The sequence below is a fragment of the Thalassotalea sp. PP2-459 genome (genome assembly GCF_001913705.1).
Lineage (GTDB): Bacteria > Pseudomonadota > Gammaproteobacteria > Enterobacterales > Alteromonadaceae > Thalassotalea_C > Thalassotalea_C hakodatensis.
The window spans coordinates 42443-59482 of the sequence record NZ_MKQD01000056.1; the positions used below are offsets into that span (position 1 = coordinate 42443).

The 17040-nt window shown below is 37.8% G+C and carries 15 protein-coding genes; 6 read left to right on the plus strand and 9 right to left on the minus strand.

Features of this window, described 5'->3' with window-relative positions; translation table 11 throughout:
- Nucleotides 1-4 precede the first annotated feature (4 nt).
- From phhA to pspA, 6 genes are all read right to left on the minus strand, one after another.
- Nucleotides 5-826, minus strand: coding sequence for a phenylalanine 4-monooxygenase (gene phhA / locus BI291_RS14195; protein WP_074499433.1), 822 nt, complete (start codon nucleotides 824-826; stop codon nucleotides 5-7).
- Nucleotides 827-1093: 267 nt separating this feature from the next.
- A complete protein-coding gene (locus tag BI291_RS14200; protein ID WP_074499434.1) occupies nucleotides 1094-2125 on the minus strand; it encodes a YcjF family protein in 1032 nt (343 codons plus the stop codon).
- Nucleotides 2122-3552, minus strand: a complete 1431-nt coding sequence (locus BI291_RS14205; protein WP_083602074.1) for a YcjX family protein — start codon at nucleotides 3550-3552, stop codon at nucleotides 2122-2124. Before BI291_RS14205 ends, BI291_RS14200 begins: the two co-directional genes overlap by 4 nt.
- Before the next feature lie 175 nt (nucleotides 3553-3727).
- The gene (pspC, locus tag BI291_RS14210; RefSeq protein ID WP_074499435.1) at nucleotides 3728-4171 is read right to left on the minus strand and encodes an envelope stress response membrane protein PspC; all 444 of its coding nucleotides are present in this window, start codon (nucleotides 4169-4171) and stop codon (nucleotides 3728-3730) included.
- The gene (gene pspB / locus BI291_RS14215) at nucleotides 4168-4398 is read right to left on the minus strand and encodes an envelope stress response membrane protein PspB (protein WP_175573133.1); all 231 of its coding nucleotides are present in this window, start codon (nucleotides 4396-4398) and stop codon (nucleotides 4168-4170) included. The genes pspC and pspB overlap by 4 nt, the downstream gene beginning before the upstream one ends.
- Before the next feature lie 43 nt (nucleotides 4399-4441).
- Entirely contained in the window at nucleotides 4442-5113 is a 672-nt protein-coding gene (gene pspA, locus BI291_RS14220; protein ID WP_074499437.1) for a phage shock protein PspA, read from the minus strand.
- A gap of 188 nt (nucleotides 5114-5301) precedes the next feature.
- On the opposite strand from pspA, the gene pspF reads away from it, so the two are divergent.
- From pspF to BI291_RS14250, 6 genes are read left to right on the plus strand one after another with little or no spacing between them, the layout of a single operon-like run.
- Nucleotides 5302-6390: a phage shock protein operon transcriptional activator gene (gene pspF / locus BI291_RS14225; protein ID WP_074499438.1), complete on the plus strand. Its 1089-nt coding sequence runs from the start codon at nucleotides 5302-5304 to the stop codon at nucleotides 6388-6390.
- A gap of 9 nt (nucleotides 6391-6399) precedes the next feature.
- Nucleotides 6400-8025, plus strand: coding sequence for an ABC transporter substrate-binding protein (locus BI291_RS14230; RefSeq protein ID WP_074499439.1), 1626 nt, complete (start codon nucleotides 6400-6402; stop codon nucleotides 8023-8025).
- 1 nt (nucleotide 8026) lies between these two features.
- Nucleotides 8027-9055 carry an ABC transporter permease subunit gene (locus BI291_RS14235; protein WP_074499440.1) on the plus strand — a complete coding sequence of 343 codons (1029 nt, stop codon included), beginning with the start codon at nucleotides 8027-8029 and terminating at the stop codon, nucleotides 9053-9055.
- The gene (locus BI291_RS14240) at nucleotides 9045-9938 is read left to right on the plus strand and encodes an ABC transporter permease subunit (RefSeq protein ID WP_074499441.1); all 894 of its coding nucleotides are present in this window, start codon (nucleotides 9045-9047) and stop codon (nucleotides 9936-9938) included. Before BI291_RS14235 ends, BI291_RS14240 begins: the two co-directional genes overlap by 11 nt.
- A complete protein-coding gene (locus BI291_RS14245) occupies nucleotides 9938-10930 on the plus strand; it encodes an oligopeptide/dipeptide ABC transporter ATP-binding protein (protein ID WP_074499442.1) in 993 nt (330 codons plus the stop codon). Before BI291_RS14240 ends, BI291_RS14245 begins: the two co-directional genes overlap by 1 nt.
- A complete protein-coding gene (locus tag BI291_RS14250; protein ID WP_074499443.1) occupies nucleotides 10927-11709 on the plus strand; it encodes an ATP-binding cassette domain-containing protein in 783 nt (260 codons plus the stop codon). Before BI291_RS14245 ends, BI291_RS14250 begins: the two co-directional genes overlap by 4 nt.
- Before the next feature lie 112 nt (nucleotides 11710-11821).
- Here BI291_RS14250 and BI291_RS14255 read toward each other — a convergent pair whose 3' ends face one another.
- The 3 genes from BI291_RS14255 to lon form a co-directional block, all read right to left on the minus strand.
- Complete coding sequence (locus BI291_RS14255) at nucleotides 11822-13732, minus strand: SurA N-terminal domain-containing protein (RefSeq protein WP_074499444.1); 1911 nt, start codon at nucleotides 13730-13732, stop codon at nucleotides 11822-11824.
- A gap of 183 nt (nucleotides 13733-13915) precedes the next feature.
- A complete protein-coding gene (gene hupB / locus BI291_RS14260; RefSeq protein ID WP_074499445.1) occupies nucleotides 13916-14188 on the minus strand; it encodes a nucleoid-associated protein HU-beta in 273 nt (90 codons plus the stop codon).
- A 293-nt stretch (nucleotides 14189-14481) separates the two neighbouring features.
- Nucleotides 14482-16839, minus strand: coding sequence for an endopeptidase La (gene lon / locus BI291_RS14265; protein WP_074499446.1), 2358 nt, complete (start codon nucleotides 16837-16839; stop codon nucleotides 14482-14484).
- Nucleotides 16840-17040 lie beyond the last annotated feature (201 nt).

Consider the following 17040-nt stretch of genomic DNA (forward strand, 5'->3'; position numbering starts at 1 on the left):
ATCCTTAACTCGCTTGCTTTTCTTCTTTAGGAGGAAATTTTGCTTCGTGTAAACCGAGTGCCTTTGCTTGCTCGATCAATTCAAATATATCTTCAATTTCATATTTTCTGATCTCGTCAAGATCAGTGACTTTAGTTAACATATAATATACTGGCTGTAGAATATCAATGCGATAAGGTGTACGAAGTACATCGAGTACGTTATCAAATGACAACGTTTTTCTTTCTACATTTTTATCATTTAGCGCATATTCTGTTTCCGTCGGTGAAGAAATGATACCGCCGCCGTATACGCGTAACCCTTTAGGTGTATCAAGTAAACCAAACTCAACGGTAAACCAATACAATCTCGCAAGGAACACGCGTTGTTCTTTTGTCGCATTAAGCCCCATTTTTCCATATGCTTCTGTATAGTCAGCAAACGAAGGGTTTGTTAATAAAGGGCAATGACCAAAGATTTCGTGAAAAATATCTGGTTCTTGTAAATAGTCAAACTCTTCTCGAGTACGGATAAACGTTGCAACCGGAAATTTCTTTTCAGAGAGCAAACGAAAAAACTCTCCAAAACCAATCAATGCTGGCACAGGCTCACATTGCCAACCCGTTTCAGCTCTTAACACCTTACTGACTTCTTCCAGTTGTGGAATACGATCGGTTGGTAACTTTAATTTCTCAAGCCCTGCGATATATTCATCACACGCAGTACCTTGAATGCATGACAACTGCCTGGTGATCAGGTCATGCCAAATGTTATTTTCTTCATCGCTCCATTGAATGTTTCCATCCTCATCAGGATATTTCGAAACGTATGCGCTGCTCTTAGCCATGTTGTAACCTTAAATTTATAAACTCAGCACATTGTTGCTGTTCTTATTGCGCTAAGTTAAGGCGTGTTGCCTTTATTATAGATGACAGACATATTAAGCGATAACCATAGCAAAAAGCACCAAATTTAATTCGGCAACCAAATGACGCACAACTCACTTTGTAAAAATATAATTACACTTTAATTGACAGCAACCATTAACTGACTGTTTAAACAAGAATAATTATATTAAAAGTATCTATTTTAATTGTTTTCACCCGTATTTTATTCAAGATTTTTTTGATAGTGATACAATCTTTGACACGATTTGTTTACGAATAGTACCTAACTTAGGCGCTTCTTTTTGTTCAAACGCTATTGGTCGGCAAAGCTTCATCGTTTGCAATCCTAACCTGGCTGTTAACATTCCCGCACCAAGACCTTGTGCCAAACGTGCCGAAAGTTTACCTAATAAGTCAGCGCCAACTAAATCAGCACCTACATCAGCAATCAACTCTGATGCGCCAGCATAAACCATGTTAACGAACACTTGTTTGATCAACTTAATGCGTGACCAATAGCCGATTTGTAAACCATACAAACTCGATATTTCGTTAATCATTTTAATGTTGCGCCAAAACATGAGCCCCATATCCACAAGAGCAATAGGACTTAACGAAACAAGAACAACCGCTTCAGTGGAGTATTTACTAATTTTATCTAATACTTTTTGATCAGCTGGCAACAGCACTTGTTTAGAAAATAACGAGATAACTTCTTTATCTGTCATCTCTTCAGCAATTGAAGATGACCATGAGTTCAGCACATTTTCTTTTGCATCGCATGGCATTTTATCCGCCACTTTATCGCATAAAGCTCTCGCTGATTTTGATGAATTATTCTCACAAAGTTCATGAAATGATTGCCGCGTTGATGTTCTTTTCTTTAAAGCACGTAACCCTTGAACTTCCTGATATATTGTGCGTGAACACATTAAAAAAACAACAGCGAGTAAAGCCGCATACAATCCTGTAATAAAAGGCTCATTTTCAAAACCTTCAATAAAGAACAAACTTGCTTCAATAAATAGTAACACTGTTAATAACAATAAACCGCTCTTGAGCAACCATCGAGATGGAGATTTGCTTATTGTTTGTTCTTCAACGATTTCAATGCTTTCATCATCTGCAAGAGGTTCAAAGTTATCTTGCCCGATAATAATTTGCTCTACCGGTTCTGGTAAACTTTTATCGTCTTCGGTATTTAACGTTGATTCTTCAAATAATATTTGCTGTTGATATTTTTCTTTATCTTGGGTCATTTCATCTTATCTCCCAATAAAAACTCTAGTACTTGATCCATACGAATATGTTGAAAAGGCTGATGTAACCCCGTAGAAACCAACGGAGCAAATGGCACAAATTTAAATTGATAATCTTGCCAATAAGATTTTGCAGGAAGTTCTTTCGGTACCATGCCGGGGTACAGCGTAATTTCCTGAAAATCAGATAATTGATTGCCACGAACAACAGGTATTTGTTTTCCTTGATGCTGACTTTTGCCAAATTGAGTTGCTTTAACCGATGATATAGCGAGTGTTTCAGTATTAATATTATCAAAATTTGTTTTCTGTCGTACTGGGTGTACTAACTGTGCGAGCAAAGAAGTCAAATTACCGTGTTGTTCCGGTGTTACATGATCTGATTTAGTCGCAGCAAATAATAACTTATCTATCTTAGGAGAAAATAATCGTGATATAAAGTTTGTTGAACCATAACGGAAGCTTTCAGTGATTAGCGTGATTGCTTGCTGTAAATCTTTAAAACTACTATGCCCATTATTCAATGGTGTGAGGCAATCAGCCAAAATAATTTGACGATCAAAATTAACAAAATGTTCTTTATAGAACTCTTTTACTACCCGTTCTTTGTATTCAATATAACGCGCTCTTAACATACCAATTAAGGTATCATCTTGTGCTTTTTGATAATGATCTAAATCAATATGTTTAAATTGTGTATAAGGAAAAAATTGTAAAATAGGTGCACCGGCAAGATCACCTGGTAAGATAAAACGTCCTGGCTGTATAAGAGATAACCCCATTTCATGACGAAATTTGTTGAGTAATTCAGTGTATTGTTTCGATATATCTTCTAAAAGCTTTTCATCAACTGGTTCAAAGGGTGATATTGATTCAATACGGTTTAAAAAACTAGCAGCTTCATCGGCACGGGGCGATTGCAATAATAGCTCTGTAGTCGCTTGACTCCATTCTTCGTAAGTTTGATTTAGCATAGGCAAATCTAATAACCATTCGCCAGGATAATCAGTAATGTCTACAAAGAGTGTTGCAGCATTAGTCGTGTACTTGATAAAAGAATCTTTTGGTTGATACTTTATTGCAATACGTAATTGGCTGATCCCTTTTGTTGGCGCTGGCCAATGTGGTGGTTCTTCACTTAGCGCTTGCGCCGCGGAATCATAATCAAACCTTGCGATATGTAAATCTTTTTGTGGAACCCGTTTAGCAGCGATAAAACGTCCTTCTTGCATGGTTGAGAAGAACGTCATTTGAGATTGTGCATTTTCATTAATTAATTGGTTTACTAAGGAAGTGATAAACGCCGTTTTACCACTTCGACTGAGCCCTGTAACAGCAAGGTTAATATGTTGATCTATCGCGCGATGTTTAAGCACATTGGCTTTAACACGTATTTTTTCGATTAATTCTTTTTCAATAAAAGGCATAGTTTTACAACTCAGATAATCAACTGGTTATACCAAGCCGTGTCAGAAAATAATACTTAGAACGGTATGGCATTATTATTTAATAAAAAACTACGGAATATAGTAACCAGTTTACACACTAAAATATATGAGAAACATTTGAAAAATAGTGAAAAAAAAGCGGTATAAACCGCTTTTATAATTTGTTGATTTCACGAGAAACCGTGAATTCAGGTGAGGTAACATAGCGTTCCATTAACTGTAGCTCTCGCTCTAACATAGTAAACTTTTTACGTATATCATGAAAAGCTTGCTTTGGCGGTTCTCCTGCCTGCCAAATACGAGCCTTAACCTTTATTGGCTCTGCTGCTAATTCATCTTGAAAGTCATTTTCCTGTTGTTTGGCACTATGTTGTTTCGTTGTTGAATTTTTGGCTGTTAATGGTGTTTTATCCAATATGAACCATGCAGCAATATAAATAACAATAAACCAACCCATACCTAATAAGACACCAGATACAACAAGTATACGCACTAACCAAGTTTCCCAGCCAAAGTAATCAGCTATTCCTGCACAAACGCCTGCAACTTTACCTTTACTTGGGTTACGAAAAAGCTCACCGCGGCATTTTTTTATCATACTTTGTTTCTCCAATCAGGCGTTTCAGCATCTAATATCGCTTCAAGCGTTTTGATACGATCTGCCATTTTATCGGCTAACTCAGATAATTCAGATAGCTGGTGATATTCTTCTTCAGTAAGCCCTTGGCTAATTTGTCGTTTACTTCGATAATGTAGCACTAACCATATAGGGGCTACGATTATCATAAAAATAATGACAGGCGCTAAAATAATCTCTTCCACGATACATCTCCTTCCGATTCGATTAGCAATTTACTGTTAAACTAAGTTATTTAGATTTTTTTTCTGGTTTCATCTTAGCTTTTAACTGCGCTAATTCATCATCTATATTTTCATCGTTTTCAAGCTCTGCAATTTCATCTGCTAAAGACTTGCTACCAAGATCATAAGCTTCTACTTGCGCTTCTATATCATCAATTTTGCGTTCATAACTATCAAACCGATTTAAAGCATCATTCACTTTATCGGAATCGATATTGCGCTTAACTTTTAGTCTAGAATTTGCGGTTTTTTCACGCATGATAATAGCTTTTTGACGTGCTTTTGCATCAGCTAACTTTTCTTGTAACTGAGATATCTCATCTTGTAATTTAGCAATGTGCTCATCTACATGGCTCAATTCATCACGTAATGCTTGTGAATTTTCACTGCACTTTTTCTTTTCTACAAGTGCAGCCCTTGCTAAGTCTTCCCGACTTTTACTTAATGCTAACTCCGCTTTTTCTTGCCATTGTTCAGCATCGTTCTCAAATTTTTCAGCTTGGCGCGCTAATTCTTTTTTATCGGCTAACGTTTTAGCTGATGTAGAGCGAACCTCTACTAAGGTATCTTCCATTTCCTGAATGATCAGGCGTACCATTTTCTCCGGGTCTTCAGCTTTATCTAATAAGCTATTGATATTCGAATTGATAATATCTGTAAATCTTGAAAAAACACCCATTTTTACTTCCTCATTCTATTAGAAATGTGTGGCGATGCTTTCTAGTATTCACATTTTACGCCAAGATTATAATCATCTTTAAGTGGTTGTTTTAATTATTTTTATCAACATTGCAAAAAATGCTTCCCTCTACAGCATTAATGAAATAGACTATTTGTTAGCGAAAAACACTAATTATTAGGTCAGCAATGTCTCGATTCAATCAGCAAGATAATCTCATTGGTCAATCAAATAGCTTTTTAGAGGTTTTAGAGCAAATATCACAAATAGCTCCGTTAAGTAAACCTGTGTTAATTATTGGTGAAAGAGGAACAGGTAAGGAACTCGTTGCTGCCCGTCTACATTACCTTTCTCAACGCTGGGATCAGAACTATCTTAAACTAAATTGTGCCGCATTAAATGAAAACTTACTTGAAACCGAACTGTTTGGTCATGAAGGTGGGGCATTTACGGGCGCAAGTAAACGCCATGAAGGACGCTTTGAGCGTGCTGATAAAGGCACATTGTTTCTTGACGAGATAGCGAATACCTCAGGGCTTATTCAAGAGAAATTGTTACGCGTAGTCGAATATGGTGAATTTGAACGTGTTGGTGGCTCTAGAACGATTAAAACAAATGCTCGATTAGTTGCTGCAACGAATGAAGATCTTCCTTCTATGGCTGACTCTGGTGAGTTTAGAGCTGATTTACTCGATCGCTTAGCATTTGACGTTATAACCCTTCCGCCCCTTAGAGAGCGCCTTGAAGATATTTTGATGCTAGCTGAACACTTTGCTATAAATATGGCTCGTGAATTAGAATTTGAGCTATTTAGTGGTTTTACTGAAAAAGCAAAAAGGTCATTACTTGAGTACCACTGGCCTGGCAATATTCGCGAATTAAAAAATGTTGTTGAGCGTAGTGTTTATCGATGTAATAACCCTCACTTACCGGTACATGATTTAGTTATCGATCCCTTTGAGTCTCCTTATCGCCCAAAACAACGCGTAAAAACCCAAGATCGTGTTGTCGTGCAACAGGCGCCAAGTCAATGGCAAGAACAAGAAGAAGCTCCAGTAACGGTAGAAAAACCGTCAGAGCTAAACACGAGTGTTAACTTCCCACTTTCGTTAAAATCTTTATCTCAGCAATATGAAGTTGATCTTATAAAGTCCGCATTAGAAAATTGTCAATATAACCAGAAAAAGACTGCAGACGCTTTGGAATTAACATATCATCAATTACGTGGTTATTTAAAAAAATACAACTTGTTAGACAGTCAACATAGCGAAGGGTAAAGGTTTTTTGTGACAGTTACATCGGCGAGTCAATATTTTAGAATATTAGTGACATTATCAGCTATGTTTCTTGGGGGTTGCGACTCTTATAAAGCTGACTCGCTGAGTGAAAGAAGCTTGATTTATTGTAGCGAAGGATCCCCTGAAATTTTAAATCCTCAACTCGTTACGTCAGGCGTCACTGTTGATGCAACATCTAAACAACTTTACAATCAATTAATTGCGTTTGATGTGGCTACTAACGAGGTCACCCCTTCAATAGCTAAATCTTGGCATGTAACACAAGACAATAAAAAAATTACCTTTTATTTGCGAAGAAACGTTGCTTTTCATCATACACAATATTTTATGCCCACAAGGCATTTAAATGCAGATGACGTGTTATTTAGCTTCAACCGCATATTAGATCCTAGCCAAGTTTTTCATGATGTTTCTGGCGGAAAATACCCTTTTTTCGATAGCGTTGGTTTTGCTGACGTCATCGAGTCACTTGAAAAAATAAACGAATACACTATCAGGTTTAATCTTAAACGTGCTGACAGTTCATTTTTAGCAAACCTTGCTACCGACTTTTCAGTAATACTATCTCGAGAATATGCTGAGTTATTAATACGTTCAAACAGACTAGAAGATATCGATACATTGCCTATAGGTACAGGCCCTTATAAGTTTAAAGAATATCGAACTGGTTCATATATTCGTTATGAGCCTCATGCAGAATATTGGGAAGGCCAGCCAAAGCTGCAACAACTTATTTTTGATATAACCCCTAGCAATACCGGCAGATTAACTAAATTACTTGCTGGGGAGTGTGATGTTATTGGTTACCCTATTGCACATAAAAAAATAAACAACAATCCTTTGCTAACACTTGAAGACGTCACGGCTTTTAATATTGGTTATTTAGGCTTTAATACTGCAAAGCCACCTTTTAATAACAAATTAATACGAAGAGCGGTCGCACATGCCATTAACAAACAGGCGATTTTAGATACTGTATATTTTGGTGATGCAAAAGCCGAATCTGCCAATTCAATTTTACCCCCTTCTTCCTGGGCATATGCTGAGGATACCCATGATATCGAATACTCCATTGAACAAGCGGAATTGTTATTAACACAAGCAGGGATCACTGATGGTTTAACAATAGATTTATGGGCAATGCCCGTGCAACGTGCCTACAACCCTGATGCAGTAACGATGGCCAAGCTTATTCAGGCGGATCTGCAAAAAATCGGTATAACCGTCAATATCATTAGTTATAATTGGCAAGAATTTTTAAGACGTTTAGCACTTGGCGAGCACCAATCGGTACTTTTAGGTTGGTCGGCTGATCACCCTGATCCCGATAATTTTTTTACTCCCTTACTTAGTTGTGGCTCTGCTGAAACAGGCAATAATAGAACTTTTTGGTGTAACCAACAATTTGAAAAATTACTTCAAGGAGCGCTAAAAATCACTGATGTTGAACAACGTAAAGCATTATATCGAGAAGCTCAAAAAATTGCCGCTGAAGAATTGCCGCTGTTTCCTATTGCACACTCTAAGCGATTCCAAGCACGTAAAATATCCGTAAAGGGTGATATATTACACCCCTTTGGTGGCATTAGCTTTGGTGGGGTAGAAAAACAATAACATGCTAATTTTTACCTTAAGGCGCTTAAATTTATTTTTCTTCACCATGTTAGTATTGACGCTTTTAACCTTTAGTTTAAGCTTTTTCTTTCCTGGCGAACAAATTATCAATGTTACTGGGCAAATAGATGCAACGCCTGAACAAATAGCGTTAATTGCGTTAGATTACAACAAGCATGAATCATTAATCATGCAATACTGGAGCTACCTAGTACATCTTTTTAACGGAGACTTAGGTGTTTCTATGGCCTCAAGAATTCCTATTATGGATGAAATGATGAGCCACCTTCCTGCCACGATAGAGCTCACGACTGTTGCTTTAATTATTGCAATGGTTGTTGGTATTCCAATCGGTTTTATCGCCGCTATTCGGCACCGAAAAAAAACTGATGATATCATTTTAGCTGTGTCGATGGTTGGCTATTCAATCCCTATTTTTTGGCTCGCTTTACTTGCCATCTTAATTTTTTCTATTCAACTCGCCTGGTTACCTTCTGCTGGGCAAATCAGTTTAGTTTATGAGATTGAACAGGTAACGGGTATTTTATTTTTTGATATTTTATTAAGTGATAACCCTTATAAATGGCAAGCTTTTCAAAACGCGAGTGTGCATATATTATTACCTGCTTGTGTTGTCGCTCTTGCACCTGCCACGGTTTTTGTTCGATTAGCAAGAACATCAATGTTAACCGTATTAGATTCACATTATATAAAAGCAGCTATGGCAAAAGGACTAACCTTTCAACAACTTATTTTTAGACATGCGATTAAAAATGCGATGGTTAATGTGATTAGAGACGTCGGCTTACAATTTGCTAATTTAGTTACATTAGCAATGGTAACAGAGGTTATTTTCAACTGGCCAGGCATCGGAAATTGGCTAATTCAGAGTATTTACCAGCGTGATTATACTGCCATACAAGGCGGGCTATTAGCCCTTTCAAGCTTCATATTTATCGTGCATATTTTTACAGATTTTATTTACGCAAGCTTAAACCCATTAGCACGAGGTATTAAGTATGGCTCGTGATAAAACATATACGGAAGAAGAGTTTCCTTCACCATTAGTACAGTTATGGCATAACTTTAAGCAATCACCCGCAGTGATGATTGGCTTTGGGTGTTTTATTTTTTTAGTCTTGTTAGCAATATTTTCACCTCTGATATCTCCTTATTCGCCGATAGAAAATAATCTTGACGCTATTCTGCTTCCACCCGCGTGGCATAACGATGGTGATGTTAGCTATTTGCTAGGAACTGATAATTTAGGCCGCGATATGCTGTCTCGTTTAATGCACGGTGCATCGTTAACCTTTGGTTTAAGTTTTATTGTTGTCATCTTATCTATGTTTGTCGGAGTGATAATCGGTTCTATTTCAGCGTTGACTAAAGGGGTAAAATCAAGCTTTCTTAACCACTTTTTAGATGTCATTCTTTCCATTCCATCGTTGCTTTTAGCCATTATTATCGTTGCTATTCTTGGGCCAGGTCTTAGCAATACATTATGGGCTATTGTGATCATTCTAATTCCACAGTTTATACATATTACAAGAAATGCTGTTGTACAAGAATTTAAAAAGGACTATGTACTTGCATCAAAACTTGATGGTGCAAGTAACATTCGAATCCTTTATTACTCTATTTACCCTAATATTATTGAAAAAATGATCAGCCAAGCCACGCTCGCTCAATCTGCTGCAATATTAGACATAGCAACCTTAGGATTTTTAGGGCTTGGTGCGCCTATCCCAATGCCTGAGTGGGGAGCAATGTTGGCTAATGGTATTGATTTATTTTATATCGCGCCGTGGACTGTTTATCTACCAGGGCTTGCGATTTTATTTGCCGTTGTTGCCACCAATTTAGTCGGTGAAGGCATGCGACATGCGCTGAAAGTCAGGAAAGAACATTAATGAACTTACTTGATATTCGCAATCTATCCATCAGATTACTTACCACAACCTCTTCAATTTTAGCGGTTGATCGGGTGAGTTTAACCATGAAAGAAGGGGAAGTTCGCGGTCTAGTTGGAGAATCTGGTTCGGGCAAGTCTTTACTTGCACAAGCCATCATGGGTGTATTAGATGATAAATGGAAAGTAGATGCTGATCGTTTTCATTGGCGTGGACAAGATCTAATGCGGTTATCGCTAGAAGAAAGAAAAGCCATTATTACCAAAGATGTGGCGATAATTTTTCAGGAGCCTATGGCTTGTTTAGATCCAACAACAACTATTGGCGCACAACTTGAGGAAGCGGTCTCAGGAGAACAACTAACCGGCTTTTTTTGGCAACGAAAACAACAACGAAAGCTTGCTGCAATTAATTTATTGCATAAAGTTGGTATTAAAAACCACGAGAAATGTGTGCATAGCTATCCGCATCAGTTAACAGAGGCGCTTTGCCAAAGGGTGATGATAGCCATGGCATTAGCGCGAAAGCCACTATTACTGATTGCAGATGAACCAACGGCTGCCATGGAAAGTACCAATCAAGACCAGATCTTTCGTCTACTTGCAAGTCTCAATCAATTAAAGAATATGTCTATTCTTCTTATTAGCCATGATTTAGAAAATGTCACCCATTGGACAAAAAATATAACGGTTATGTACTCAGGTCAATTTGTGGAAGCAGGAACAACAGAGCAAATATTTCACACGCCGTTTCATCCATACACCCGCGCGTTAGTTGATAGCAGTCCTATGGCAAATATGCAGATACCTGCTAAATCACGCTTGATGACGTTACCCGGTAGCATTCCTATATTGCAACATCTACCCATAGGGTGTCGACTTGGACCACGTTGTCCGAAAGCACAAAAGGCGTGTGTGCAAGCCCCTAAAGTTAAAAATTATCACGGACATCAAGTAAGTTGTCATTATTCATTGAAGGATAGCTATAAATGACAGCTTTATTACAGGTAAATAATTTAAGTAAAACCTATCGAATTACGAAAAGCTGGTTTAATCGTACATTAGTTCCTGCGTTGGAGCCTGTTTCATTTACATTGGATGCACATAGAACGCTCGCGATAGTAGGTGAGGCAGGTTCTGGAAAGTCAACGCTTGCGAAGCTTCTAGTGGGAGCAGAAAAGCCAACAACAGGCACAATTAAATTAAACGCACAGTTACTCCAAGATGGTAATTTTAAACAGCGCTGTCAGCATATACGGATGATTTTTCAAGATTCAGGCACCACGTTAAACCCTAGTTTAACCATTCAACAATTGCTTGATGAACCTTTATATTTAAATACCCAGTTAAATGAAGCACAACGCACTGATTTGATCATTGCGACCTTAAAAAAAGTAGGATTACTTGCAGAGCATATGAATTTTTACCCTCATATGTTTTCAGGTGGTCAAAAGCAGCGTATATCGTTAGCTCGCGCTATTATTTTAGAGCCACAAGTTATCATTCTTGATGAAGCGCTTGCCGCATTAGATCCGTCATTACGATCTCAAATGATAAATTTATTACTCGACTTGCAACAACAAATGGGACTTGGCTTTATTTTGATTTCTCATAACTTGGGTATCGTTAGGCATTTTAGTGACGAAATAATGGTGCTGTGTAAAGGACAAGTCGTTGAAATGGGTAATACCACCGCCGTACTACGAAACCCTAAGCATAAATATACCAAAAAGCTGATTATGAGCCAACGCTTCCAACTCTCGAAAAAATAACCTTAAAGATTAAGGGGTCAGGTACATTAAAGATTAAATTGGTATCAGACATGAGTAGAGATTAAAAAGGCCGCATAGCGGCCTTTTGACGATTCACGTATTAACGGCATAATTAATATTGATTAGATGCCTGTATCGATGAACGACGTGTAATCTTGGCTTCTGCTTTTAACGCTTCAACGTAAGACGCATAACCTGACTGTGCCAATTGCTGCGTAAGTTGTTCTGCTAAGCGCGGCGTTGTCTCCGCTTCTTCGCTTTCATTTACCGCGGTTACATTAACAACAGCATAGTCACCCGTTGTCAAACTTACCGTTGTTGCAGAAACAGTATCTCCTTTTGGATGAGGCAATTTGAAAGCTTCTCGCACTAAGTTAGCGTCAAGGTTACTACCATATCGTGCTACATCAGCTTGTTGTTCAAAACTTGTTTGACTCGCTGCTAATTGCTCATCAACGGCTTCTTCATTTCTTATTGAAGCGAGCAATTCTTCTGCTGCCGTTTGTGCTTGTGTTTGCGCTTTTTGTGCCGTTAACGTTTCACTGATCGTTGCTTTAACTTCATCAAGAGGTTTTACATTTGCCGCTTGATATTCATTAACACGCAAGACTATAGCTAAGCTATCGCTTACTTCAATAATGTCTGAGTTAAGGCGTTCTTCTAATACTAAAGAAGAAAACGCAGCTTCTATTGCTTTAGGGTTATCAAAAGGCGCAGTATTACTGTTTTTTGTTAACCAGTCAGAAGTTTGAACGTTTACATTAATTGCTCCTGCAGCATCTTCTAAGCTATCAGGTACTTCAAAACTTAATTCAGCAGCACGTTGTTGCAATTCAAAGTATTTATCTTGTGCTTTGTCTTGGCTTACTGTAACTCTTAATTCTTCAACAACATCAGAGAACGGTTTCACCTTTTCATCTTCTAATGCCGTCAATTTAATTAAATGCAAACCAAAGTCAGTTTCTACAACATCTGACACCTCTCCAACTTCAGTTAAAGCAAATGCTGCATCGTCAAATGCTTCATCCATTGCACCTCGTTCTATCCATTCTAAATCACCACCATTTTCACCGCTAAACACATCGGCTGATAACTCTTCAGCTAAAGCCGCAAACTCTTCACCATTGGCAAGACGGGTTTGAATGTCTTCAATTTTAGCGATTGCTGCTGCTTCATCATCTTCATTTTCAATTAAGATATGCGAGACTCTGCGTTGCTCTTCTTGACGATAATTTGCAATGTTACTTTGATAATAATCTTGAAGTTCTTGATCAGAAACCGTTATGTTTTTGGCAATTTCATTAACGTCGATAGTAATGTAATCAACCTTTACTTTCTCTGCGTTTTGATAACGAGCTTGGTTAGCTTGATAATATTGTGAAATCTCTTCATCTGTTACCGACACACTGTCAATAAATTGTTCAGCTGAAATAATGGCATAGCGTAAATCACGCTTTTGATTTTGTAATGCCATTACTTGTTTTTCTTGAAACGGTAAACTAAATTCTGTTGCAACCAATGCTTGTGAAAGCTGTCGTCTCGTCATTTCTACACGTAGGTAATCACGAAAATCAGATGATTGATAAAAGCCGTTCTGGTTTATCACCGCTAAATAACGGTTGTTGTCAAACTCACCTTCCACTTGAAATGCAGGCATTTCACGGATTGTTTTTTTAATTTGTTCATCACTTACACGAATTGACAAGTCATTAGAGGCTTGATCTATTAGCTCTTGGTTGATCAGGTTATCAACAATGCTATTTCTAAAATTAGCCATATATGAAGCATCAGACGCTAATGTTTCAAACATCTCACCATATTGTTGCGCCATGTTAGCACGCTGCTGCTGAAACGCTTTATCGAATGAAGCTTGCGATATTTTAACGCCATTCACCTCTGCAATTGATGTATCAACACTATTGGTATAACTACCTATCCCTGCTACTGCAAAAGTAAGGATAATAAAACCAAGAATAATCTTTGCGACTAATCCTTGAGAATTTTCTCTTATATTTTCTAACATCGTTTTCTCTCAACACTAGGTTTTTAAACCTGAAGATAATTATCTGCGCGCGATTTTATCAGATGGAACGCTAAGCTTGAAGCTATCTGTAAAATTATTCGAAATATTCTTATTAAATTTTTGGTAGATAACAAAAGACCACCTTTAAGGTGGTCTTTTGGAATGCTTATTTAGTAACTGTGATTAGTTACAAGCATCTTTTAAAGCTTTACCAGCTTTGAAAGATGGAATTTTTGCTGCAGCAATTTCAATAGTAGCACCAGTTTGTGGGTTACGGCCTGTGCGTGCTGCACGGTCACGTACTGAAAAAGTACCGAAACCAACTAGAGCAACTTGCTCACCACTTTTTAATTCTTCTGTAACAGCTTCGATAAATGAATCTAAAGCACGACCAGCCGCTGCTTTAGAAATGTCAGCACCCGCAGCAATTTTCTCGATTAATTGAGATTTATTCACAGTATATTCCCCTTCAATTGTTATTATTCAGCGCCATCTTTTGTTAATTTAGCGTCCTGCAAAAGCTTTTATAACAAGCTTCTTTTTGAACATCAAGCACTGAGTTAAAGAAAATCTAAAATTAAGATAATTTTAATTATCTCCAGCAGACCCCTTGTTTATATTGGGGTACAGCGCCATTAGCCTCATTAACTTACCATAGTTACAGCGTTTGGAAAGCCTTTATTGCAAATTTTTGCGATTTTTTTCACTTTTTTTGCTTATTTACTCAAAAAAGCATCAGTTTTCAGGTGTTAACCTGTGATTTTTACTTTCTCGATAGGGTTTTCCAACGCGATTGCTAATACTTCTTCAATCCATTTTACGGGATGAATTGCTAAGTCAGCTTTGACATTATCTGGAATTTCTTTTAAATCACGTTCGTTATCTTTCGGGATCACTACCGTTTTTATCCCACCACGGTGAGCAGCCAACAACTTTTCCTTTAACCCACCGATTGGCAACACTTCACCACGAAGGGTAATTTCACCTGTCATCGCTACATCTGCTTTTACCGGGTTACCCGTTAAACTTGATACTAACGCAGTGCACATACCAATACCGGCACTTGGGCCATCTTTTGGTGTTGCTCCTTCAGGTACATGCACGTGGATATCACGCTTCTCGTAAAAATCATCATTAATACGAAGCGCCTCCGTACGACTACGTACAACCGTCATCGCTGCTTGTATAGATTCTTGCATTACATCACCGAGAGAACCGGTATAACTGAGTTTGCCTTTTCCTGGTACTGAAGCGGTTTCGATAGTAAGCAACTCACCACCTACAGAGGTCCAAGCTAACCCAGTTACTAAACCAACGCGGTTCTCATCATCAGCTTTACCATAATCAAAGCGTTGCACGCCAAGAAAGTCAGCCAAGTTATCCTGTGAAATTTCGACTGATTTGACTTTTTTGTCTAGCAAAATCGTTTTAACGACCTTACGGCACAGTTTAGAAATTTCTCTTTCTAAACTACGTACGCCAGCTTCTCTTGTGTAATAACGGATAATACCAATAATTGCGCTATCTTTTACTGAAATTTCGCTGTCTTTTAAGCCATTACGTTTAATTTGTTTGGTTAACAAGTGACGTTTAGCAATATTAAGCTTTTCATCTTCGGTATAACCAGACAAACGAATAACTTCCATACGGTCAAGTAATGGTCCAGGAATATCCATGCTATTAGACGTTGCTACAAACATGACATCTGAAAGGTCGTAATCCACTTCTAAATAATGATCATTAAAACTCGTATTTTGCTCAGGATCTAATACCTCTAACAGCGCAGAAGATGGATCTCCTCGCATATCTGACGCCATTTTATCAATTTCGTCTAATAAGAATAATGGGTTTTTCACCCCTACTTTGGCAATTTTCTGAACCAGTTTACCCGGTAATGAACCAATATATGTTCTTCTATGACCGCGAATTTCAGCTTCGTCTCTTACACCACCTAACGCCATGCGAACATACTTACGTCCAGTTGCTTTAGCGATTGATTGCCCTAAAGAGGTTTTACCAACACCAGGAGGCCCTACTAAACATAAGATAGGCCCTTTTAACTGACTTACGCGTTGTTGAACGGCAAGATATTCGATAATGCGTTCTTTTACTTTATCAAGGCCATAGTGATCTTTTTCTAAAACTTCTTCAGCTAACGCTAAGTTTTTCTTCAATTTGCTGCGTTTCTTCCATGGAACACTTGTCATCCAATCAATATAGCTACGCACAACGGTTGCTTCAGCTGACATTGAAGACATCATTTTGAGCTTTTGTAGTTCAGCTTGTGTTTTCTCTTTCGCCTCTTTTGGCATTTGAGCATCTTCAATTTTTTTCGCGATTTGTTCAAGCTCATCAGGTACATCATCCATATCACCCAATTCTTTTTGAATCGCCTTCATTTGCTCATTCAAGTAATATTCGCGCTGGCTTTTTTCCATCTGTTTTTTAACGCGAGTACGTATTTTCTTTTCAACTTGCAGAAGGTCGATTTCGCCTTCCATCAATGCCATTAGATGCTCTAATCGTTTAGCAATATCTTTAATTTCAAGCACATTTTGCTTTTCTACTAGCTTTAATGGCATATGAGCAGCCATGGTATCAGCTAATTGTTCTGCATCATCAATGCCTGAAATTGACGTAAGTACTTCCGGTGGAATTTTCTTATTTAGCTTAACGTAACCTTCAAATTGCGAGATAGCTGAACGCACTAAAACATCTAAACTGTCTTCGTCGCTATTTTCAGCGCTTAAATATGCAATATTAGCGGTAAAGTATTGTTCTGTTTCAACAAACTCGGTAACTTCTGCTCGCCTTACCCCTTCAACTAACACTTTCACTGTGCCATCTGGCAATTTCAACATTTGTAAAATGGTAGCAACAGTGCCTGTAGCAAATACATCATTTTCGCTTGGATCATCAACTGCGGCATCTTTTTGAGCAACAAGAAAAACCTGCTTGTCGCTTTCCATTGCGATATCTAAACAGCGAATCGACTTTTCACGGCCAACAAATAAAGGAATGACCATTTGTGGATAAACAACAACATCACGTAAGGCCAAAACGGGTACTTCATTAATTTTGCTGACAGGATTTGATTCTTCAGACATCGGGGACTCTCTTAAATGCAAAAATCTTAGGTGTTAATCTTTAGTAAAAACTATATGGGGTTATTCGCAACGCTTTCAACAATTAGTTGAAAAAAAGCAAATGTTCGTACAATAAACACACAACATAGTTCTATAATGCAGTTTTTTCACGGATAATTTTTAAAAGATAAAAAAAAGAGTACCGAAGTACTCTTTTCAATC